The sequence below is a fragment of the Streptomyces sp. NPDC001828 genome (assembly GCF_042892175.1).
Taxonomy (GTDB): Bacteria; Actinomycetota; Actinomycetes; order Streptomycetales; family Streptomycetaceae; genus Streptomyces.
The window spans coordinates 161,052-183,207 of record NZ_JBIATV010000002.1; the positions used below are offsets into that span (position 1 = coordinate 161,052).

Annotated in this window: 18 protein-coding genes and 1 tRNA gene; 15 read left to right on the plus strand and 4 right to left on the minus strand. The window is 69.8% G+C overall.

Annotated elements, in window-relative coordinates:
* Positions 1–72: 72 nt before the first annotated feature.
* Complete coding sequence (locus tag ACFYZA_RS07685) at positions 73–858, plus strand: aminotransferase class IV family protein (protein ID WP_388488334.1); 786 nt, start codon at positions 73–75, stop codon at positions 856–858.
* Positions 859–867: 9 nt separating this feature from the next.
* Positions 868–1,785 (plus strand): formylglycine-generating enzyme family protein, encoded by a 918-nt coding sequence (locus tag ACFYZA_RS07690; RefSeq protein ID WP_388488337.1) that lies wholly within the window; start codon positions 868–870, stop codon positions 1,783–1,785.
* A 71-nt stretch (positions 1,786–1,856) separates the two neighbouring features.
* Here ACFYZA_RS07690 and ACFYZA_RS07695 read toward each other — a convergent pair whose 3' ends face one another.
* The gene (locus tag ACFYZA_RS07695; RefSeq protein ID WP_388488339.1) at positions 1,857–2,291 is read right to left on the minus strand and encodes an ATP-binding protein; all 435 of its coding nucleotides are present in this window, start codon (positions 2,289–2,291) and stop codon (positions 1,857–1,859) included.
* A 314-nt stretch (positions 2,292–2,605) separates the two neighbouring features.
* On the opposite strand from ACFYZA_RS07695, the gene ACFYZA_RS07700 reads away from it, so the two are divergent.
* The 6 genes from ACFYZA_RS07700 to ACFYZA_RS07725 all read left to right on the plus strand — a co-directional run bounded on the left by ACFYZA_RS07700 (position 2,606) and on the right by ACFYZA_RS07725 (position 8,863).
* The gene (locus ACFYZA_RS07700) at positions 2,606–3,508 is read left to right on the plus strand and encodes a helix-turn-helix domain-containing protein (RefSeq protein ID WP_388488341.1); all 903 of its coding nucleotides are present in this window, start codon (positions 2,606–2,608) and stop codon (positions 3,506–3,508) included.
* A gap of 14 nt (positions 3,509–3,522) precedes the next feature.
* Positions 3,523–3,732: a DUF397 domain-containing protein gene (locus ACFYZA_RS07705; protein WP_388488344.1), complete on the plus strand. Its 210-nt coding sequence runs from the start codon at positions 3,523–3,525 to the stop codon at positions 3,730–3,732.
* Positions 3,733–3,945: 213 nt separating this feature from the next.
* On the plus strand, positions 3,946–5,343 hold the full coding sequence (locus ACFYZA_RS07710; RefSeq protein WP_388488346.1) for a helix-turn-helix domain-containing protein: 1,398 nt from the start codon (positions 3,946–3,948) through the stop codon (positions 5,341–5,343).
* Entirely contained in the window at positions 5,340–6,224 is an 885-nt protein-coding gene (locus ACFYZA_RS07715) for a phosphotransferase enzyme family protein (RefSeq protein WP_388488348.1), read from the plus strand. The genes ACFYZA_RS07710 and ACFYZA_RS07715 overlap by 4 nt, the downstream gene beginning before the upstream one ends.
* A 1,050-nt stretch (positions 6,225–7,274) precedes the next feature.
* Positions 7,275–7,472: a helix-turn-helix transcriptional regulator gene (locus tag ACFYZA_RS07720; protein WP_388488351.1), complete on the plus strand. Its 198-nt coding sequence runs from the start codon at positions 7,275–7,277 to the stop codon at positions 7,470–7,472.
* On the plus strand, positions 7,469–8,863 hold the full coding sequence (locus ACFYZA_RS07725) for a tyrosine-type recombinase/integrase (RefSeq protein WP_388488352.1): 1,395 nt from the start codon (positions 7,469–7,471) through the stop codon (positions 8,861–8,863). Before ACFYZA_RS07720 ends, ACFYZA_RS07725 begins: the two co-directional genes overlap by 4 nt.
* 261 nt (positions 8,864–9,124) lie before the next feature.
* Here ACFYZA_RS07725 and ACFYZA_RS07730 read toward each other — a convergent pair.
* Positions 9,125–9,200: transfer RNA gene (locus ACFYZA_RS07730), tRNA-Arg, on the minus strand.
* A gap of 365 nt (positions 9,201–9,565) precedes the next feature.
* On the opposite strand from ACFYZA_RS07730, the gene ACFYZA_RS07735 reads away from it, so the two are divergent.
* From ACFYZA_RS07735 to ACFYZA_RS07765, 7 genes are all read left to right on the plus strand, one after another.
* On the plus strand, positions 9,566–11,170 hold the full coding sequence (locus ACFYZA_RS07735; RefSeq protein WP_382588395.1) for a dynamin family protein: 1,605 nt from the start codon (positions 9,566–9,568) through the stop codon (positions 11,168–11,170).
* Positions 11,167–12,885: a GTPase gene (locus tag ACFYZA_RS07740; RefSeq protein WP_382588397.1), complete on the plus strand. Its 1,719-nt coding sequence runs from the start codon at positions 11,167–11,169 to the stop codon at positions 12,883–12,885. The genes ACFYZA_RS07735 and ACFYZA_RS07740 overlap by 4 nt, the downstream gene beginning before the upstream one ends.
* A 264-nt stretch (positions 12,886–13,149) precedes the next feature.
* On the plus strand, positions 13,150–13,662 hold the full coding sequence (locus tag ACFYZA_RS07745) for a single-stranded DNA-binding protein (RefSeq protein WP_388488356.1): 513 nt from the start codon (positions 13,150–13,152) through the stop codon (positions 13,660–13,662).
* A 314-nt stretch (positions 13,663–13,976) separates the two neighbouring features.
* The gene (locus ACFYZA_RS07750) at positions 13,977–15,389 is read left to right on the plus strand and encodes a Cys-Gln thioester bond-forming surface protein (RefSeq protein WP_388488359.1); all 1,413 of its coding nucleotides are present in this window, start codon (positions 13,977–13,979) and stop codon (positions 15,387–15,389) included.
* 258 nt (positions 15,390–15,647) lie between these two features.
* Positions 15,648–17,312: an energy-dependent translational throttle protein EttA gene (gene ettA / locus ACFYZA_RS07755; RefSeq protein WP_382588403.1), complete on the plus strand. Its 1,665-nt coding sequence runs from the start codon at positions 15,648–15,650 to the stop codon at positions 17,310–17,312.
* A 6-nt stretch (positions 17,313–17,318) separates the two neighbouring features.
* Positions 17,319–17,771, plus strand: coding sequence for an acyl-CoA thioesterase (locus ACFYZA_RS07760; RefSeq protein ID WP_388489381.1), 453 nt, complete (start codon positions 17,319–17,321; stop codon positions 17,769–17,771).
* Entirely contained in the window at positions 17,768–18,460 is a 693-nt protein-coding gene (locus tag ACFYZA_RS07765) for a hypothetical protein (RefSeq protein WP_388488361.1), read from the plus strand. Before ACFYZA_RS07760 ends, ACFYZA_RS07765 begins: the two co-directional genes overlap by 4 nt.
* A 40-nt stretch (positions 18,461–18,500) precedes the next feature.
* Here the strand turns inward: ACFYZA_RS07765 and ACFYZA_RS07770 are convergent, their stop codons facing one another.
* Positions 18,501–19,439 carry an ABC transporter ATP-binding protein gene (locus ACFYZA_RS07770; protein ID WP_388488362.1) on the minus strand — a complete coding sequence of 313 codons (939 nt, stop codon included), beginning with the start codon at positions 19,437–19,439 and terminating at the stop codon, positions 18,501–18,503.
* Positions 19,436–22,156, minus strand: a complete 2,721-nt coding sequence (locus ACFYZA_RS07775) for an FtsX-like permease family protein (protein ID WP_388488364.1) — start codon at positions 22,154–22,156, stop codon at positions 19,436–19,438. Before ACFYZA_RS07775 ends, ACFYZA_RS07770 begins: the two co-directional genes overlap by 4 nt.

Here is a 22,156-nt window from a genome sequence, read left to right on the forward strand (position 1 = left end):
AACCGACGTTGACTCGTCAGTAACCCCATTTGGGGTGCCGCACGAGCAGGCGGCCCTGACATGCTGGGCGCCATGGCGACTCTCGATGGCAAGCCCGTATCCGTAGACGACCTGCTCCCCCTGGCGCTCACGAACGTCGGGCACTTCACGTCCATGCGCGTGGACACAGACGGCACCATCCGTGGCCTGGCACTGCACTTGGAACGCCTTGTGCGGGACTGCAGGATCGTGTGGCATGCGGCCCTGGACACCGACCGCGTGCGCGAGTACGTCCGCCAGGCCCTGGAGGGACAGACCCTGCCGTGCGTCGTGCGCGTCTCGATCTACGATCCCAAGGTCGAGATGGGGCATCCGGCCGACGCCAACGAGCCCCACGTCCTCGTGTCCGTCCGCGGCGCCGGCGCGCTGCCTCCCGCGCCCCTGCGTGCTCAGAGTCTGGTGTACGAGCGCGACCTCCCCGAGGTGAAGCATGTCGGCTTGTTTGGAGCCCTGCACGCCCGAGGCGCGGCCCAGCACGAGGGCTTCGACGATGCCCTCTTCGTCGGTCGTGACGGCTGCGTCTCCGAGGGCGGCACCTGGAACGTGGCCTTCATCGACCAAGACGGCACCGTCGTCTGGCCCAATGCCTCCGTCCTCCCCGGCGTCACCATGGCCCTGCTGCAACAGCAGCAGGCCGAACATCGCAGCGCCGCTGTCACCTTGGACCAGGCGAAGGGGATGGCAGCTGCCTTCGCCACAAACACCTCGATCGGTGTTCGGCCGCTGGCTGCGATCGACAACTCCGAGTTTCCTGTGGACCACCCCGTCCTGCGACAACTGCAGGAGGCGTACCTGTCGATCCCCGGCGAGACCCTGTAAGGCGAGACCATGGCGGGGGTGACCAGGTGGACCGGCCGAGAGGCCGAGTTGCTGCGATTGGCCATGCGCAAGAAGCAGAAGGACTTCGCCGACATGGTCGGCGTGAACACCCGCCAGATGACACGGTGGAGGCGACGCGGGGAGACCATCGAGCTTGAGCTCGACAACCAGGCCGCCCTGGACACGCTCCTCGCCCAGGCCCCGCCTGACGTCCAGCAACGGTTCGCTGCGCTGTCGACCGAACGAGCCGCTGCCGAGCATGACGAACGGGCCGAGGAACTGCTGCGCAGGGAACCGAGCACTCGCCGGCACCCGGTCGATGGAAAGGTCATGGCGCTCGTCGAAGAAGGCATCTACCTCTCCGGCCCTGACAACCGCTCGGTGTGGCTGGAGTCGTTCCTCATCGACGTCTACCCGACGACGAACGAGGACTACGGGAGGTTCGTGCTGGCCACGAACCATCGGCCTCCACAGCACTGGCCAGAGGGCCGCTGTCCCATCACTCTGGCCACCCACCCGGTGGTGTGGGTCACCTGGCATGACGCGACCGCGTATGCCCGCTGGGCCGGTAAGTCCCTGCCCACTGCTCGGCAGTGGGAGAAGGCGGCCCGCGGGCCTCGGGGGCGTGTCTACCCCTGGGGCAGCGAACCGACCGCCGCGAAGGCGAACACGGCCGAGGCCGGCATCGACGCGACGACCTCCGTCTCCCGCTACCAGTCCGGTGTGAGCCCGTTCGGAGTCTTCGACCTGTGTGGCAATGTGTGGGAGTGGTGCTCCACTGAGGAGGAGCCCGACAACGGTCGGTATCACCTGAAGGGCTCCGCCTTCACATCCCCGTTCGAGCGCGCGGCTCCGTCCCTGCAGAACGCAGCCGCCGCCTCGATGAAGGACAACGACACCGGATTCCGGTGTGCCGTGCTCGCGTAGCTGGGAGACCTGGATGCTACTGCCCGACGCTCCTCGGGGTGGGGTCGCTTTCCAGGTGGTAAGGACCCTCATCACTGATGCCCCGAGAGGGGGAAGGCCGCGGTGGTCGTATAGCCGTCGTCGCTGACCTCGATACGCTGCGCGAAGACCGCAGCCAGGAACATCCCACGGCCCGAGATGTCATCCGGATCCGCGTTCTTCACCTGGGCCGGCAGCGGGTTGCTATCGGTGACCTCGACCCGGACCTCGCCAGCAACTTGCCGAAGGACGAAGCAGACAGCTCCGTCCCCATGAACTACGGAGTTCGTGACGAGTTCCGACACCGCGAGGGTGATGTCCTCGGCGTCTCGCTGAGGGATCCTCCACTCCCGGAGTCGGCTGGCCGTGCGGCGCCGCATCTCGCCCACTCGCGAGGGGCACGGCGGGAAGGTCGCGGCAAAGCCGGGGGTTGAGGCCAGGCGCAGGTCGGCAGCGGCGCTGAGAAGCGCAGTCGTGGCTGGGCTCATCGGCAATCTCCCTCGTGACGTGCGTGGGGCGCTTGGCGTCGGGGCGCGGGTGAGGCGGCGTCGCTGGGGGTGGTCACGCGTCAAGCTGAAGCGGACCGCGTGACGCGCTTGCTCAACTGCGCTGCGGGTCATTCGAGTTGGAGTATGGGCTCGGGAACGCTCTCTATGTAACGCTCGCGGCGGAAGTGTCCGCATGAGCCTTCCGGCTGCTTTCTCGCGCGTAACCCGGCCTCTGTTCCGCCGTGTAACGTCCCTTGTGGTCGCTACGCGCCAGACAGGACACTGGCCGCACTCGTCTAAGGGGAGCCGCCAGCATGACGAACGCGTCGAAGATCACCGCCTTGAGCGGCGAGATCGAGTCGGGCCCGACAGCCCGGCGTCGCCAACTCGGCTTTCGCCTGCTCGCGCTGAGGAGGGGGTCCGGTCTCTCGGCCGAGCAGGCTGGCAAACGGGCGGGCGTATCGAAGGCGACGGTCAGCCGCTACGAGCAGGCCAAGGGGAATGTGCGATGGAATCAAGTTAAGCAGCTCTGTGAGGTGTACAGAGCCTCGCCGGAGGAAACGGCAGAGCTGATCGAATTGGCGCAGAACAGCAAAGTCACAGACGGGTGGTGGGTTCCCTACGCGGGAAAACTCTCCGACCCCATGAGGGTTCTGCTGCCACTTGAGAATGAAGCGAAATCGATCTGGCACCTTTCTAATGGTGTCGTGCCGGGCCTTCTGCAGACGAGACGCTACGCCGCCGCCATCAAAGCTACGCCAGGCAACGCCCTCACGCCGGACGAGGTGACGGAATTCCTGGAAATGCGAATGCAGCGCCAACAGATCCTTGCGCGCGCGACGCCGCCGACCTATCACTGCGTGCTGGACGAGAGTGTGCTCCGGCGCAATGTCGGGGGCCCTGAAGTCATGGTCGAGCAGCTTGACCTGCTGCTGGACCGGCGCGCAGAGCCGACCATCACCATCCAGGTCCTCCCGTTCGGCTCTGGCGCCTACAGCGCAACGCTCACTAGCTTCATCGTGTACGGCGGACCGGACCCGTCCCTCGACGTCATCTTCATCGAAAACGCAGTAGGTTCCCTCTTCTTGGAAGAAGAAGGGTCGCGAGCAGCCTATGAGCGTGCTCGCGCCTTTCTTAGTGAAGAGGCGCTAGATCCCGATTCTTCGGCAGAGTTGATCGCCGAGGCCCGCAAGAGGCACCTGCAAGATCAGAAGTAGCGAGGAAAGAATTCGTGGCCGATCAGCCCCAGGAAATCACATGGTTCAAGAGCAGTTACAGCGCCTCACCCGATAATGAGTGCGTGGAGGTAGCCCGGACGCCTCAGCGCACACTGGTCAGGGATTCCAAGCGCCCTGACGGTCCGCACACCGGATTCTCCCCGGAGGCGTGGACGACGTTCACCACCTGCATCGGCTCCACGACGTCGCCCCTGCTCAGGTGACGGTGCGCTCGTGGCTGCGCGGCCCGGCCCCGCTGTGGGCGCCGGGCCGTCATGTTTGAGCCATGGACGCACCGGCTGGTGGCTCGCCAACGCAGGCACGCACGACGGCAGTTACGCGTAACCAGTCTCGGAATAAGCCTGTGAACGAGACCCGGCATGCGGACAATCGAAGGATGGCAGTGCTGTCCGCATCCGGGCGCCCGAGGAGAAGCTATGGCACAGAAGCCCAAGCCCCTGGATGAGACGGCGTCCGTGCGCGCATGGTGGGGCAAGGAACTACGCAACTGGCGTACCACGCGTGGGATGTCGACGCGCCAGGTCGGCGCTGAGGTGCACCTCAGCGCCACGATGATCGAGCGCATCGAGAAGTGCGAGCGGGAGTGCGACGGGGCGCTGGCGAGCCTCTTGGACGACGCTGTGGAGGCCGGAGGAGCGCTCACGAGGCTGTGGCGCCTCGTTGAGGAGGAGGCGGCCCGGGAAGCTGCCTATGCGGACAAAGTCGCTGGCGAAGCCGATCCTGGCGCCAACGGTGTCCGGATGGGGCGCATGCTGGGACTCAATCAGCCCGCGCTTTCGGAACGGAGCCAGTCAGCTATGGAGCGCCGCGCCTTCTTCTCCCTGGGTGGAGTAGCCGCCCTCGCCCCGACCGCATTCGTCGACCTGCTCCCGTCGTCCGGACCAAACGCACTCCCCAAGGCGGTCCGGCCCGAGGACATCCGTCAGGTCCTGGCAGCGGCGGATACCCTTGCCGGGTGGGACAACCTCTACGGAGGAGGTGGAATCGTCGGCAGTTCCTCCATGGGCCTGTTCATCTGGGCCAAGGGTCTACTCGCCACGAAATACCCGCCCAACCTGAAGGACTCCCTCTATACCGCCGTTGGTCGCCTCTCCGTCGTGATGGGCGCGAGCGCCTTCGATGCCTACGCACACGACGACGCGACCGAACTGCTGCGGTTCGGCACCTGGTGCGCCGAGCAGGGCAACAACTGGCACTTACGGGCTTCCGCCCTCAACTGGCAAGCTCGTCATGAGATTTGGTGCGGGCGACCGGACGAGGGCCTCACACACGCGGAGAGCGGCCTTCTGCGCTCAGATCGCCTCACACCGCGTGAGCAGTCCATGCTGCATAACGCGAGGGCGCGAGCGTGGGCGAAAATGCGGAACCCGGACGAAGCTCTGGCGGCGATTGATCAATCGGACAAGGTCTTTGGGCGAGCCCGCGAGGGCGAAGACGTGCCGTGGATGGCCTACTACGACAACGCGCAGCACCACGGCGACACCGGCCACGCTGCCTTCGACATCGCGCTCATGCCGGGAAACTCGCCTGAGTTGGCAACCTCTCGACTTCAGACGGCCATCGACGGCCATACGGATGCCTACGTGCGCTCGCGCGCCTTGTCCGGCACTAAGCTGGCCACGCTGACGATGATCACGGGCGACCCCCAGCGTGCCGTGGCCATCGCGAACCGGGCCCTGGACGAGGTCGGCAAGCTCCGGTCAAAACGCGCCGTCACCGACATGAACGACCTGGCAAGCGCATCCGCCCGGCACGCACGCAGGCCCGACGTGGATGAACTCCGGAGCAGGATCGCCGCTACGGTCGAGGCATGACCACGACGCCCACCGAGGAGTCCCTCGCCGTCCTCAAAGAAGTGGCCGCGGTTGCCGGCCTATCCGCTGACGGTGCCGAGCCCATCCGCCTCGCCGAGAACGACCTGTGGAAGCTCGCCAACGACGAGGTCGTGCGCATCTCCCGAGTGGGCCAGGACGAGGTCGCCGCCCGCGAGGTAGCCGTGGCGCGGTGGCTCGCCGAGAACAACGTACCCGCCGTGCGCCCGACATCGAAAGACCAGCCCGTCCACGCTTGCGGCCGCGCGGCGACGTTCTGGGAACTCCTTCCCCCACATCGGCAGGGCACAGAAGCTGAACTGGCGCCGCTGCTTCGGCGGATGCACAAACTGCCTAGGCCGACGTTCGCCATCGGACAGCTGCAGCCCTTCGTGCGCATCGCCGAGCGAATCGGCGCTGCGCGCTGCGTGACCGACGGCGATAGGACGTGGCTCGCGGGGCGGCTCAACGAACTAAAGGAGCAGTGGTCCCAGCTCCCGCCAGGACTGACGCACTCCGTGATCCACGGAGACGCATGGGGCGGCAACTGCGCAGTGACGGATGAAGGCGCCCTGCTTCTGGACTTTGAGCGGACGTCGATGGGTCCGCCCGAGTGGGATTTGACCTCGACGGCGGTGGCCTTCGACACCTTCGGCACCCTGTCCGCCGCCCAGTACGCCGACTACAGCGAGCAATACGGCTATGACGTACGGGACTGGGCGGGGTACCCGATCTTGCGAGGCATCCGCGAACTGCGGCTAGTGACCTTCAGTTTGCAGACTGCAGACCAAAACCCTGAGGCGCTGGATCAGGCTCAGTACCGGATCAGCTGCGTGAGGGGACGGGAAGGACGTCGGCCCTGGCATTGGACCGCGGTGGGCTAAGGGGTGCCTGCGCGGCGCAGATCAGAACCGGGTCAGTCCTCGCGTCCTCGGCGTGGCCGGCCGCCCTCCGAGGGCAACTGGTAGTCGCTGTCTGCCGTCGTGGCCGATTCGCCGACGGCAGACAGGAAAGAGAGCCGAAAGACTGGATAGATGCGTGAGGGCTATGTCAACGTACAGCGTCCCGCAAAATACCCTGCCAGTCGGTGCCGCTCGACTTCGCTCAGGCTTCCGCAAGTAATCGGAACTCACGCCTCTGGCGATTCGGCTCCCTGATAGGGCTCTGATTTGGAGGTCTGTCTGTCTGATTCCGCTATCCGATCTGCTCGATTCACCGCACCCGTGCTCTTTGTCCTCGGTGGCCTGAATGCATGGGTTGGGCGAACCGCCGGTGATTACCTGGCAGTCTCCACGGGCCTCTGTGTCTGCGTCTGTGCGGCCGGCCTGTTCGGCGAAGACCTCTTGCAGCGTGCCTACCGCAGCGACCGTGTTGTCCTCGCGTACGTGGGGCGGCATCCCGGTGTCACAACTAGGCGCGTGGCACAGGCCCTCGGGATTCCTGAGCGCCGCGCCGTGGCTAGCCTCGATCGGCTCACCGTAGACGGCCTGCTAACCCTCGCTTCGGACGGCGTTTCCGGTGACCTGCGCTCGTACCTAATCCCACCCGCGGACGGGCAGGGCCAGGAGGCGTCGAGCTCGTGATGCGCCGGGGAACATAGCCGATGATCGCCGGTTAGCCAAACCGGCGATCATCGCGACCATTGAGGTGTTCGCTTTTCGGCTGCGCTTGGCGGTGGAGCCGTCGCGGACGCAGGCAGCTTCGCGTTGGTGAGAGGAGGCGCGAGGCCGCTCTGCTACGGCTCCTTGCCGTAGGCAGCGCGTGCCGCCGGCAGGCGGACGTCCTGGCGTACATCGCGCGAGGTGCTGCTGAACCCCTGTCGCTCCTCGTTCCCCGCAAGGAACCCCTTCCATGTGTCGATCCGCGATACCCCGTGCCGTTTTTCGCCCTGAAGCGATGCCGCCCCATGCCTCCCGTGCCTGCGGGGTGCCTGCATGACGGCAGTGGTGAAGTCCGGGACAAAGCTCACGGTCGATGACGTGTGTGACGAGCTGGGAATAGCTCGATCCACCTTCTACGACTGGCGGCAGAAGGGGAGAGGGCCGCGTTGCATCCGACTCCCCAACGGCTCCCTTCGGATACGGCGTGGTGATTTCGAAAACTGGCTTACTGATTGTGAGGACGCAACTTGATTGATGGCACGTTTGACGTACGGATCTACAACATCGAGCGCCGAACGCGAGCGAACGGGTACACCTACAAGGTGGTCTGGAAGGTCGGCACCAAGAAGCACAGCAAGACCTACCCGACCAAGGCGCTCGCGGATGCCCGACGCTCTGACCTGTTGACCGCAGTCAAGCGTGGTGAGCCCTTCAGCACCGAGACGGGCATGCCGATCTCGTACTCCAGCAAGGCTGCGGATACCAACTGGTATGACTTCGCAGTCGAGTTCGTCGACAAGTCCTGGCCGCACTTCTCCGCCAACCAGCGGAAGAACGTGGCCAAGGCGATGACGCCAGCAACCATTGCGTTGCTCCGGACGCCCCCGAAGCAGTTCGATCAGGTCAAGGTGCGGATGGCGCTGCGAGAGTGGGCCTTCAACACCAAACGCCGGACGAACCCGGAGGAGGCGGTGCCCGACGAAGTGCGCGTCATCCTTGACTGGGTGCAGCGCAATACGCTGTCAATGGCGGCGTGGGAGCAGTCGGACCGCGTCGACTTGGTCGTCTCCGCTCTCGGGACACTGCTGGACGGTACTGGCGCGGCGGCCAGCTCTGTGTCCCGAAACCGCCGGATCATGAACCTGGTGATGGAGTACGCCGTCCGTCACGGCACCCTCCGGCAGAACCCCCTGCCCAAGGGCAAAGGCAGTGGAGGGGGCGCCCCCAAGGTGGCTCAGGCCATCGACAAGCGCTCTCTGCTGAACGCTGAGCAGGTCACCGCCCTCCTGGAATGGATCGGCACGCGCCCCCTGCGCAGAGGGCCTCTCTATCGGGCCTTCTTCGCGACGCTCTGTTACGCCGGCCTCCGCCCCGAGGAAGCGGTCGCACTTCACGTGAGCGACGCCACGCTGCCGGAAGAGGGGTGGGGCGAGTTCATCGTCCACAGCGCCCGGCCGGAGGTCGGCAGTCAATGGACCGACAGCGGAGAGCCCCACGACGACCGTGACCTGAAGGGGCGGGCGGAGGGCGACACCCGGACCGTGCCGATCCACCCTGACCTCGTCGTCTTCCTCCGCGAGGTCATCAGCAAGTACAAGCTCAAGCCGACAGACCTCCTCTTCCCCGGAGAGTTCGGCGGCAGGCTGGCTGGCTCGGTCTTTCGGCGGGTTTGGGACAAGGCCCGAGCGGAGGTTCTCCAGCCCCACGAGTACGAGTCGCCGGCGGGCAAGCGCGTGTATGACTGCCGCCACACCTGCCTCACTGCGTGGCTCAACAAGGGCATACCCCCGGCCCAGGTCGCCGAGTGGGCGGGGAACAGCGTGCCCGTGCTCCTGGCCATCTATGCGCGGTGCATCGCCGGCCAGCGGGACAACTACCTGAAGCAGATCTACGACGTCAGGTACGTCAGCAAGGCCAACTAGCGGCGATGCGAGAAGGGCGGTGCGGGACCCCTGTGGATGGGGTCCCGCACCGCCCTTCGGCGTTGCCACGCGTAGCCGTTTGGATGTATTTGGGCCCTGAGAACTGGGGGACGCATGGGGGACGGACACCCGTAGAACGTCAGTTTCAGCCGGTGTCAGCCGGACTCCGGTGCCGGTCGGCGAGCAGGCGTACGCTGGGAATACGCGAGGGTCAGACATAGTCTGACCAGGCAAAATGCGGTCCATCTGACGTGACGTCAGTGGCGCCCCCGGCAGGACTCGAACCTGCGGCCAAGCGCTTAGAAGGCGCCTGCTCTATCCACTGAGCTACGGGGGCCGGATGGGGCCTCGGTGGCCTGGAGCCCCGGGCCGGCGAGGGCGAGGGTCCGGGACGGGTCCCGGGCCGATGACCTTGCCGGGGACAAGGATAGGGCTCCTGTCACCTCGTCCCGGTTGCTTCACCTGCGTGGCACGATGTGGAGGTTCGGTGAAGCGAACCGATAATCGCAGGCAGGTGCGAATCGTGCAGCGCTTTTGACGCTCGCGGCGCAGGGTGTTGTGCACTCGTTATGCCTGCGTCCCACTCGTCCCGCGTGTCCCATCTGTCCGTTCGGCGCGTCTTGGTGGCCTATGGACGCGCGCGGAAGTAGCCATACGCTTCAAAAAGCCGTCAAAATTGGGCATTCTTCGCATGTGGTGACCATGGACGTACGGCCTCAGCTCATCGACGCACTCTCCGCCCTGCGCGACAGTGTCGCCGCCGTGCGTCTCCCACTGCCCCTGCCGGGTGCGCCGCGCGCCCGGCAGACGCGCAGTGAGCTGCTCGCACAACTCGACGATTATCTGCTGCCCCGGCTGCGAGATCCCGAAGCCCCCCTGCTCGCGGTCATCGGCGGTTCGACCGGCGCCGGCAAGTCCACGCTCGTCAACTCCCTTGTGGGACGCAGGGTCAGCGAGGCGGGGGTGCTGCGGCCCACCACGCGGACGCCCGTGCTCGTGTGCCACCCCGACGACCGGGAGTGGTTCTCCGGGCCGCGCGTGCTGCCCGAACTCACCCGCGTGTGGCTGCCGCAGCAGCACGAGGACGCCGAGCGCGACGGCCCGCCCGGGCAGGACGACGAGGGAGCCGTACGCGTGGAGACCGCCGCCACGCTGCCGCGCGGGCTCGCGCTCCTCGACGCCCCGGACATCGACTCACTGGTCGTCAGCAACCGCATCCTGGCCGCCGAACTCATCTGCGCCGCCGACGTCTGGGTCATGGTGACCACCGCCTCCCGGTACGCGGATGCCGTGCCCTGGCACCTGCTGCGCACCGCGAAGGAGTACGACGCCACCCTCGTGACCGTGCTCGACCGGGTGCCGCACCAGGTGCTCGGCGAAGTGTCCCGGCAGTACGGGGCGTTGCTCACCCGGGCCGGGCTCGGGGAGGTGCCGCGGTTCACCGTGCCCGAACTGCCCGAGTCGGCCGGGGCCTCGCACGGGCTGCTGCCCTCCACCGCGGTGGCCGCGCTGCGGACCTGGCTCACCCACCGCAGCCAGGACCCGGCCGCCCGCCAGCAGGCCGTCGCCCGGACCGCGTCCGGCGCGATCGAGTCGCTCAACGCGCGGATGCCGGAGCTCGCTTCGGCTGTCGCGGCCCAGTACGCGGCGGCCGTACGCCTCACCGGCGCGGTCGAGGACGCGTACGCCAAGGAGGGCGAACGGGTCCGGCGTCGTCTGCGGGCCGGCGAGGTGCTCGCCGGGGACGCGCTCACCCGCTGGCGCGCCCACCCCGGCGGCGCCAACTCCGCCGAGCTCCTCGACGCGCTCGTGGACAGCCTCGCCGAACTGCTGCGGTGCGCGGCGGCCGCCGCCGACGAGCGGGTCAGGGACGCGTGGGCGCGCGAACCGGCGGCGGGGCGGTTCGCCGCCGACGTACGCCAGGTGGACCCGGAAGACCGCATCGGGCTCGCCGTACGGCGCTGGCGCCGGGTGCTCGAAGAGCTGGCCGAGGAGGAGGTGCGCGAGATGGAACGCTCGCTCGCGCCCGACCCCGAGACCGTGGCGGCGCTGCTCGCCGCCGCCCTGCTCGGCGGACGCCGGGCCCGCCGGGCGGGCGAGCGGCTCGCCGAGCGGATCGGCGCGCAGGGTGCGCTGCGGCTGCGGGACAAGGGCGGCGAACTCGTCGCCACGTACATCGACCAGGTGCTCGGCGCCGAACGCGAACGGCGGATCGCACCGCTGGACGCACTGGAGGTGACGCCCGAGCCGCAGGCCGGGCTGATCGCCGCACTGTCCGTAGTGCAGAAGGAGAGGAAAGCGGCATGACGCAGGAGGTCGACGACCGCTGGGCCGACGGGCTGATCGCGCGGCGCGCCGCCGAGCCCGGCGAGATGACGTCCCCCCTCGAAGAGGGGGAGGAGCCGCAGGACGCCCTGTTCGAGCCCATCGGCGGGCCGTACGTCGGCGAGGTCCGCGGCCGCCTGGACGCGCTGCGCGAACTGGTCGGCCTCTCCCGCACCCGGCTCGACTCGGGGGCGCTCGCCGAGGCCGGGCGGGTGCTCGACGAGGCGTCCGCGCGCCAGCGCCTGTCCGCGAGGCACACCGTCGTCGCCGTCGCGGGCGCCACCGGAAGCGGCAAGTCCACCCTCTTCAACGCCCTTGCCGGAAGCCAGATCTCGGACACCGGGCTGCGCCGCCCGACCACCGGGGCGCCCATCGCGTGCAGCTGGACCGACGGCGCGGCGGGCCTGCTCGACCGGCTCGGCATCCCCGGCCGGCTGCGCCGCCGCCCGCTCGACAACGCGGGCGTCGACCTGGAGGGCCTGGTCCTCGTCGACCTCCCCGACCTCGACTCGGCGGTCGTCTCGCACCGGCACGCGGCCGATCGCGTGCTCGCCCTTGTCGACGCGATCGTGTGGGTCGTGGACCCCGAGAAGTACGCCGACGCGGTGCTCCACGAGCGCTATCTGCGGCCCCTCGCCGGGCACGCCGAGGTCAGCTTCGTGGTGCTCAACCAGGTGGACCGGCTGCCCGGCGAGGCCGCCGACCAGGTGCTCGACGATCTGCGCCGGCTGCTCGACGAGGACGGCATGGCGCTCGGCGAGCACGGCGAGCCCGGCGCCTCTGTGCTCTCCCTGTCCGCGCTGACCGGCCAGGGCGTGGGCGAACTCCGCGAGCAGCTCGGCATGTTCGTGCAGGAGCGCGGCGCAGCCGGCCGCCGACTGGCCGCCGACGTGGACGCGGCCGCCACCGAACTGCGCCCGCTGTACGTGGCGGACGGCCGGCCCGGGCTCGGCGAGCGGGCCCGCAGGGACTTCGCGGACCGGCTGGGCGAGGCGGTCGGCGCCTCGGCCGCGGGGGAGGCCGCCGAACGCGAGTGGCGGCTGGGCGCCCAGCGCGCGTGCGGGACTCCCTGGCTGCGGCTGTGGCGCTGGTACGACCGGATCCGCGTCCCGGCCGTGCGGCGGCCCCGCTCCGACGCCCAGATCGAGGAGCAGGTCACCGCCCGCCAGCGGGTCGAGCAGGCGGTCCGCACGGTGGCCGACGAGGCCGCGGCCGGGCTGCCCGCGCCCTGGGCGCAGGCGGTTCGCGAGGCGGCGGTACGAGGGGCCGACGGGCTTCCCGAGGCGCTGGACGAACTCGCGGTGCGCGAGGAGTTGGAGCGCGGCACCTCGCCCCGGCCGCGCTGGTGGCCGGCCGCCGTGCTGGCCCAGATGGTCATGACGGGCATTCAGGTCGTGGGCGGGCTCTGGCTGCTCGGGCAGATCGTGGGGGTGCTGACACCGGGCCTGATCGTCCCCGCGCTCGTGATGCTGGGCGGGATCGTCGGCGGCCCGCTGATCGAGTGGGCGTGCGCGGTCGCGGCGCGCGGCCCCGGGCGGCGCTACGGGCAGGAGGCCGAACGCCGCCTCCGCGAGGCCGCGGCGGCCTGCGGCCGGGCCAAGGTCCTGGACCCGGTGGCCGCCGAACTGCTGCGGTACCGGGAGGTGCGGGAGCAGTACGCGGCGGTGGTGGGGGGCGGGTTGGCGGGAGCGGGGTGAGGGGTGAGCGGGTGAACGGTGAGCGGGTCGCACGGGCTCAGGGGGCGCGGGCTCGGCTCGGCTCGGCCTTGGGGGCGCCCGGCCGGGTGAGCGGGTTTTCCACAACCCGGGGGTAGTCCACAGGCTCCGGCACATTCTCCCCGTCCGGTCCAGCATGGAGATCGACAGCGCAAGGGTTCGATCGACGGCTGGACCGGGCGGGGTTCTTTCTGCCCCCACGGGCCGTACGGGCATCGGGCGGGAACAGCACGGGGGTTGAGGGCAGTGAACGAGACGATGGTGACGCTGGTCGGCAACGTGGCCACCCAGGTGGAGTGGCGGGAGACGGCGACGGGCGGGGTGGCGCGGTTCCGGCTGGCGGTGACCGCGCGCCGCTTCGACCGCGAGAAGCAGTCCTGGGCCGACGGGGCCACCAGCTTCTACACGGTGTGGGCGGCGCGGGCGCTCGGCATGAATCTGACGGGCTCGGTCGCGATCGGCGAACCGGTCGTGGTGCACGGCCGGTTGAAGGTGCGGGACGAGGACCGCAAGGACGGCCCGCGCCGGTTCTCGGCGGACGTCGACGCGGTGGCGGTCGGGCACGACATCTCGCGCGGGACCAGTGCGTTCCGCCGCGTGTTCAAGGGCGAGGCGCGCCCGGTCGAACGGGCCGGCCCGCAGGGGGAGGATGCGCGCCGGGCGCCGGACAGCGACGCGCTTTCGGCCAAGGACATTCCGGCGGTGGTATGGGAATCGGCCACATCCGCGGCCGAGACGGTTCCTCCGACGCCCTTCTAGGCAGGGGGACTTGAGGGAGGAACACGGGGAAGGGGAAGCCGAGAGGGAGTGTGAGCCGGACCGGCCGGTGTCCCGAAACTCCCTTTCTGTCCAGGGGATTTGTCGATAAGCCCAGATGGCACACGTGTTCCGGGATAACGATTGCGAATCGGAATGGTTATCGGATGTCATCCCTGCGGATCGTCGACTTCCGCATCCCTAGGATTCCGGCGTACTCACGGGGCACTTGAGTCTGCCGGCGAGGCACTTCCCCCACGCGCACCTCTCGTGCACGCGCACCACATGCGAAAGAGCCTCGCCCGAAGGGGAATTCTGTGTTTTCAGCCGTTCACGGGCCTTCCGCCCGCAAGCGGGGTGCTCTGCGCCTCGCCACCGCCACAGCCGTCACGGGACTCGTCGCGGCCGGTGCGATAGCCGGCGCGGGCACGTCCTTCGCGGACGACAAGCCCGCCGCCTCGTCCTCGGGTGTGCATGCCACGCTGAAGAGCGCCTCCGTCACGGTGGGGGCCAAGATCGACGTCAATAACCACGGCGAGAAGACTGCGCCCGTCGGTGGACTGTTCGAGCTCAAGGTCGACAACGCGGGCGTCATCCAGACGTACTGCATCGACCTGAACCACGAGACCGTGGACAACGCCAGCTACAAGGAAGTGACCTGGGCGGAGTCCTCCCTCGCGAACAAGGCCGAGGCCGCCGGTAAGATCAACTGGATCCTCGACCACTCCTACCCGAAGGTGACGCCGGACCAGCTGTCTCAGGCAATCGGCGGCAAGGACCTCACCAAGGACACGGCTGCCGCTGCCACCCAGGCCGCGATCTGGCACCTCTCCGACGACGTCGAGGCCGTGCCTCAGGACGCCGCGGCGGCGGAGCTGACCAAGTACCTGCTCGCCAAGGCGGAGAACAAGCCGGAGCCGAAGGCTTCGCTGGGCTTCGACAAGGACGCGGTCTCCGGGCTTTCCGGTGGCGAGGTCGGGCCGCTCACGGTCCACACCAACGCCAACAAGGCCACCCTGGCCCTCGCGCCGGGCGCCCCGGCCGGTGTGCAGCTCACCGACAAGAACGGCAAGGTCATCACCTCCGCCGTCGACGGCACCCAGGTCTACTTCAAGGTGCCCAAGGGCACCCCGGACGGCGCCGTCAAGGTGACCGCGAGCGCGCAGACCAAGGTTCCGGTCGGCCGGGCCTTCATCAGCGACGGCAAGATCAAGAGCCAGACGTTCATCCTTGCCAGCACCAGCGACGTGCCGGTGACCGCGGTCGCCGTGGCCAAGTGGGGCACCGCCCCGGCCGTGACCGTCAAGAACGACTGCGCCAAGGGCGGCCTCGACATCGCGGTCACCAACAAGGGCGACAAGCCGTTCGACGTGGTCGTGCTCGGCAAGAAGCTCGGCAAGGCGCCCGCGGGTGCCACCACCTCGCTGTTCCTGCCGCTCGCCGAGGACTCCACGTACTCCTTCGACCTCGCCGGCCAGCACTTCTCCGGCGTGCTCGACTGCAAGACGACCGGTACCGCGACGCCCACCCCGTCCTCGAAGCCCAGCCCCGCCTCGGCCGGTGGCACCTCGACCGGCGGCAGCTCGACCGGGACCAACGGCGGCACCAACCTCGCCGAGACCGGTAGCTCCAGCTCCACCCCGCTGATCGCCGGCGCGGCGGTCGTCCTGGTGCTGCTCGGCGGCGGCGCCGTCTTCTTCCTCCGCAAGAAGAAGACCGCGGGTCACTGACCAGCAGCCCCGGCACACCGGTGAGCTCCCACTGAGCTGACCAAGACGGCCCCGGTACGCGATGCGCGTACCGGGGCCGTCGTCGTTGCCGCGCGGAAGAATCCCGCCCCCGGCAACACCCCGTAACAGCACGGCTACCCAACCCCACCCCGAACGCCCAGGTCATGGGCCCCCGCCCATACCCGTTTCCCCCGGGGGGTGGCCGTCAGGCAAGATGGGGTGTATCTGCCCACACATCGATCTGCCGGACGGTTTCTCTTGGCTGAGTACATCTACACCATGCGCAAGACGCGTAAGGCGCACGGCGACAAGGTGATTCTTGATGACGTCACCTTGAACTTCCTGCCCGGCGCGAAGATCGGTGTGGTTGGCCCGAACGGTGCTGGTAAGTCCACCGTTCTGAAGATCATGGCGGGGCTCGAGCAGCCCTCCAACGGTGACGCCTTCCTGTCGCCCGGGTTCACCGTCGGCATCCTCATGCAGGAGCCCCAGCTCGACGAGTCCAAGACCGTTCTGGAGAACGTCCAGGACGGCGCCGCCGAGATCATGGGCAAGCTGAAGCGGTTCAACGAGGTCGCCGAGCTCATGGCGACCGACTACTCGGACGCGCTGCTCGAAGAGATGGGCAAGCTCCAGGAGGACCTGGACCACGCCAACGCGTGGGACCTGGACGCCCAGCTCGAGCAGGCCATGGACGCGCTCGGCTGCCCCCCCGGCGACTGGCCGGTCACCACCCTGTCCGGTGGCGAGAAGCGCCGCGTCGCGCTCTGCAAGCTGCTCATCGAGGCCCCGGACCTGCTCCTCCTCGACGAGCCCACCAACCACCTCGACGCCGAGTCGGTGAACTGGCTGGAGCAGCACCTCTCGAAGTACGCGGGCGCCGTGGTGGCCGTGACCCACGACCGGTACTTCCTGAACAACGTCGCCGAGTGGATCCTCGAGCTCGACCGCGGCCGCGCGCTGCCCTACGAGGGCAACTACTCCACGTACCTGGACAAGAAGGCGACCCGCCTGAAGGTCGAGGGCCGCAAGGACGAGAAGCGCGCCAAGCGCCTCAAGGAAGAGCTGGAGTGGGTGCGGTCCAACGCCAAGGGGCGTCAGACCAAGTCCAAGGCGCGTCTGGCCCGCTACGAGGAGATGGCCGCCGAAGCCGACAAGATGCGGAAGCTGGACTTCGAGGAGATCCAGATCCCGCCGGGCCCGCGTCTGGGCTCCATCGTCGTCGAGGTCGAGAACCTCTCGAAGGCCTTCGGCGACAAGGTCCTGATCGACGACCTGAGCTTCACGCTGCCGCGCAACGGCATCGTCGGCATCATCGGCCCCAACGGTGCCGGCAAGACCACGCTCTTCAAGATGCTCCAGGGCCTGGAGACGCCGGACGCCGGCTCCATCAAGATCGGCGACACGGTCAAGATCAGCTACGTCGACCAGAGCCGCGCCAACATCGACCCCAAGAAGACGCTGTGGGCCGTCGTCTCCGACGAGCTCGACTACATCAACGTCGGCCAGGTCGAGATGCCGTCCCGCGCCTACGTCAGCGCCTTCGGCTTCAAGGGCCCGGACCAGCAGAAGCCGGCCGGGGTCCTCTCCGGTGGTGAGCGCAACCGCCTCAACCTGGCGCTCACGCTCAAGGAGGGCGGCAACCTGCTGCTCCTCGACGAGCCCACCAACGACCTCGACGTCGAGACGCTCTCCTCGCTGGAGAACGCGCTCCTGGAGTTCCCCGGTGCCGCCGTCGTGATCTCCCACGACCGCTGGTTCCTCGACCGGGTGGCCACCCACATCCTCGCCTACGAGGGCGAGTCCAAGTGGTACTGGTTCGAGGGCAACTTCGAGTCGTACGAGAAGAACAAGGTCGAGCGCCTGGGCGCGGACGCGGCCCGCCCGCACCGCGCCACGTACAAGAAGCTGACCCGGGGCTGATTGCCAGTGGCCCGTCATATCTACCGCTGCCCGCTGCGCTGGTCGGACATGGATGCCTTCGGGCACGTCAACAACGCGGTCTTCGTCCGGTACTTGGAGGAAGCCCGCATCGACTTCATGTTCCGGCTCGCGCCGGGCGACGGGTCGCCGTCGTTCCAGGGCGGGTCCGTCGTGGCCCGGCACGAGATCGACTACAAGCGGCCCCTGGTGCACCGGCACGAGCCGGTCATCATCGAGTCGTGGGTGACGAAGATGGGCGCGGCGTCGCTGACCATCTCCTACGAGATCAAGGAGCCCGGCGACGGGGGCCTCGTGTACGTCACGGCGTCCACCGTCGTCGTGCCCTACGACCTGGCGGAGGGGCGGCCGCGGCGGATCACCGCCGAGGAGAAGGCCTTCCTGCGCGAGTACCTGGACGACGACGCCCGCGCCGAGGGACAGGAGCGGGCCGCGGCATGAACGCCGTGCTGCGGTTCGACGATGCGAGGGAGGTGGCGGATCTCGCCGCCTTCCTCGGCCGCCTGATCCACTACGACCGGGCCGCCGCCGTCCGCCTCCAGGCGGGCGGCGGGGCGCTGGCCGTCTTCGGCCGGCCGCCGTCCTTCGAGGTGCTCGCGATTCGCACGGCCCGCCTCGGCGACCCCTCCCTCGCCCTGGACGTGACCGTCTCCGCCGGTGAACTCCTCGAATCGCTCGACGAGCCGGCGGCGACGGCCGGCGTCCCGGCCGCCGTCACCGGCCCCCCGTGGGCCGGGGTCCTGCCGCCGCGCGGCGGCTGGCAGCCGGTGTCCGGCCTGCCGGAACCGGAGCGGATGCGGGGCGCGGTCACGGCCGCCGTCGCCGAATTCCGCTCCCGGGACGAGGCGTTGCCCGAGGAACTGCGCACCCGGGCCGAGCGTGAGCGGATCGGGCGCGAGATCTGGTCCCGCACCCTCGGCTCCACCGAACTGCCGCTGCGCGCCGTGCACGCGGCCCAGTCGCTCGGCTTCCTGCGTCCCGTACGCGCCCTCGCCGCGGCGGGCGCGCCCTCGGTGCCGGAACCGGTGGTGCTCTTCGCCTCCGGCCCGTGGCTGCGACTGCGGACGCCCTACGGATCCATCGCGCTGCGCCGGGCGGGCGCCGGCGGCCTGAGCGTCACCCCCGCCTGAGGCCCCACCCCCGCCCCGCTGACCGCCCAGGGCGGCGCCCCTACTGCTCGTCCGGCCAGATCTGGATGTGGTCGGTCTCCAGCTCCAGCGCCACCCGGTGCTCCATGCCGAGCGCGCGGGTGTACTCGGCGGGCAGCTGGAGGCGTCCCGCCCGGTCGAGCATCGCGTACTCGCGGGCCACCAGGGACTCCTCGCCGGTCGCCGCGTCCACCTGCGTGCGGCGCAGCACCTCCGTCGAGGTGCGGCCGTCCCGGATGGCCACCGTGCGGCGGACCTCGCTCGCCACCGCCTGGTCGTGGGTGACGATCACGATCGTGGTGCCGAGTTCCTCGTTGGCCTTGCGGAACGCCGCGAAGATCTGCTCGCCGGTCGCCGAGTCCAGCTCGCCCGTCGGCTCGTCGGCCAGCAGCACGGACGGGTTGTTGGCGAGGGCCACCGCGATCGCGACGCGCTGCTGCTCGCCGCCCGACATCTGGTGCGGCCTGCGGTCGCGGAAGTGCGCGACCTCCAGCAGGGTGAGCAGCGAGTCGGCCCGCTCGGCCTTCTTCTGCTTGGTGAGCCGGCTCCCCAACTGCATGGGCAGCGCCACGTTCTGAATGGCCGTCAGATACGGCAGCAGGTTGCGGGCGGTCTGCTGCCAGACGAAACCCACCACGTCACGGCGGTAGCCGAGCCGGGCCCGGGAGTCCATCGCCAGCAGGTCGCGGCCCGCCACCCTGGCCGCCCCGGCCGTCGGGACGTCCAGGCCCGCCAGGATGTTCATCAGCGTCGACTTGCCGCTGCCCGACGCGCCGACCAGAGCCATCAACTCGCCCTCGGTGACCAGGAGATCGAGCCCCTGGAGGGCCTGCACCTCGACGCCGTCGGTGGTGAAGACCCGGACGAGCCGGTCGCAGGCGATCAGCGCGTCGTGCCCGTAGGCGGGCCGGTCGCGGTGGGCGGTGGCCCGGCGCTCCAGGTCTTCGAGCGATGTGGTCATCGAGCGTCTCCTGCCCTGAGTTCGGTGATGGTTCCGCGGCGCCCGCTCCACCAGGCCTGCGCCGCCGCCACGCCCGCCGCGAGCAGTACCACGCACACGGCGGGCAGCAGCAGCGACAGCGGGTCGGCGCGCAGTTCGGCGCCGACGGGAGCCAGGCCGCTGGTGGTGGCCAGGGCCAGGCCGGCCAGGTCGATGCCCGGTGCGAGCAGCGCGATCGAGGCCCAGCCGGTCAGCGCGCCGCCCGCGCCCGCCAGGAGGGCCGGCGGCAGCGCCTCCAGGACCAGCAGCACCCGTCCCTGACGGCGCGTCAGGCCCATGGTGCGCAGCCGGGCGAGCAGCGCGGAGCGTTCGGGGGCGCCGCGCAGGAGCGAGAGCAGCAGGGCGAGGACGGCCAGGCCCGCGCCCGCGGCGACGGCCGCCGTGTAGATGTGCCCGGCGCCGATCTGGAGCGGCGAGTCCGCGTACTCCTGGCGCGCCTCGGAGCGCAGCCGCACGCTCGCGTGCCCGCCGTCGGCGGCCTTGCGCAACGCCTTCGCGTCGAGCGAGGACCCGCCGACGAGCAGCGCCGTCGGGTCCTTCGCGCCGAGGCCCGCCGTGTCGAGCAGAAGGTAGTCGCTCCCCGGTACGGCAGCCGAGCCGTCCTGGGTGGCGATCACCCGGACCGTCAGGTCGTAGCCCGCGACGCGCAGCTTGACCGGCTCCTTGCCGAGGCGCTGGGCGACCGGGGGCGAGGCGATGGCGGGCAGCACGGCCTTGCCGGGTGCGCCCGGCGGCGCCTTGAGCCGGCCGGCGTCGATGCCGAGCGCGGTGCCCGAGGTCAGCCGCGCGTAGGAGGCGGGGTCCACGCCGGCGACGGCGGTCTTGTCGCCGCCGTCGGGCAGCGGCACCGAGTACTCGATGTGGACCGGCGACACACCCTCGACGCCCGCCACCTTCGACACCCGCCCGGGCAGGTCCCCGGGCAGCGGCAGGTCGCTGTCGATCCGGGCGTCGGTGCCCGTCGCGTACAGCGCCGCACGGTCGCGCGCGTCGTCGGAGCCGGCCAGGACCGAGCCGCCGAACGCGGCCGTGGTCAGCGCCGTGAGCAGGGCGAGCAGCGGCAGCGCGCCGCCGCCCGAGGCGCGTCCGGCGCGGGCCAGGGACAGGAAGCCGACCGTGCTGCGCAGCCGGGCCGCCGGGCGGGCCGCCCAGCGCAGCGGCAGCGGATAGAGCCGGATCAGGACGAGCGCCGCGATCACCCCGACGAGCACCGGGGCCGCGCTGAGCAGCGAGTCGGTGGAGCCGCCCGTGGTGCCCCGGCGGCGCAGCGCGAACACCGCGCCCACCGCGAGCACGAGCAGCGTCAGCTCGGCCACCGTGCGCCGCGCGGTGGGCTTCTCCCGTACCAGGTCGGTGCGTTCGACGGCCGAGCGGACCGTGCGGTGGATCAGGGCCGCGCGCACCGGCAGGGCCAGACAGCCGAGCGCCGCGACGACGGCCGCCGCCGCGAGCGCGGGGGCGAACCGGCCCCCGGGCACGGCCAGTACGGCGAGCAGCAGGCCGAGGGCGGCGGCCGGTACGACCACGACCGCGCTCTCCGCGAACAGCCGTCCGGAGATCTGGCGCAGCGCGCCGCCGCGGGCCCGCATCAGGGCGAGTTCGGCGGTGCGGCGGGACGCGGCGAGACCGCCCGCCATCAGGAGCACCACGGCGGCGACCGTCGCGGTGCCGAAGCCGGCCACCGCCACCACCGGGCTGATCGAGTCACGCACGGTCTGGTAGGAGAGCAGCACCCGGTCGAGCTCGGTGTAGGAGGTCGCCGAGACGGCGAAGACCGTGCGCAGCCTGGAGAGCGCGGGACCGTTCTGCAGGGCCGCGACCGCCGACTTCAGGTCGTCGAACTGACGGGCATTCACATGCTGTGTGTCCGGGGCGAGTTGGACGTACATCTCGGGCTTGCTGTCGGTCGCGAGCAGGGCCGGGGCGGCGCCCGGGGCCAGCAGCAGACCGCCGTGCCAGTACATCGGCGGATCCGGGTCGCCGTTGGCGGGCAGCAGCTGCGGGGTGCGCAGCACCGGCAGGACCGACCAGTAGCCGGCCTCCGGGAGCAGCGGTTCCACGATGCCGGTCACCGTCAGGGCCAGCTGTGGACGGCCCAGGCCGTCGACGTGCAGCACCGAGCCGGCCTTGATGTTGATGGCCTTGGCGGTGGCGGCGGTGACGGCCACCTCGGCCCCGGCCGACTTCTGGTCGGCCTGTCCGGCGGGCAGCCTGCCGGACACCAGGCGTACGTGGGACGCGAGGTCCGAGGGGGTGGCCACGGTGAACCGCGGCGGCCGGTGGTCGGGCCGCGCGAGGAAGGGCTCGTCGGAACCCAGCTGCCGGGTCGTGCGCAGCCCGTACGCCGACTGGGAGAGGTCGCTGGTGAGCGGGGCGGGCACGTTCTTCACGACCGCGTCGAAGCGCTGCTTCATCTGCTTGGGGCCGACCATCGTGGCCCGCTGCTCGTCGGGCAGGGCGAGCCCGGGCGAGCCCGCCGCGAACTGCAGGGCCGTGCGGCCCGGCGCGGCCGACGCCACGGTGCGGCGCAGGCCCTCGTCCTCGTACGTGTCGACACCGCGCGGGTAGGCGGCGGCCAGCCACGCGGTCACCAGGACCAGGAGGGCGAGCGCGGCCGCGGCGCCCGGCGCGGTCCGCAGCCGGGTGCGCACCCAGGGTGCGACTGCCTTGCCGGTCAT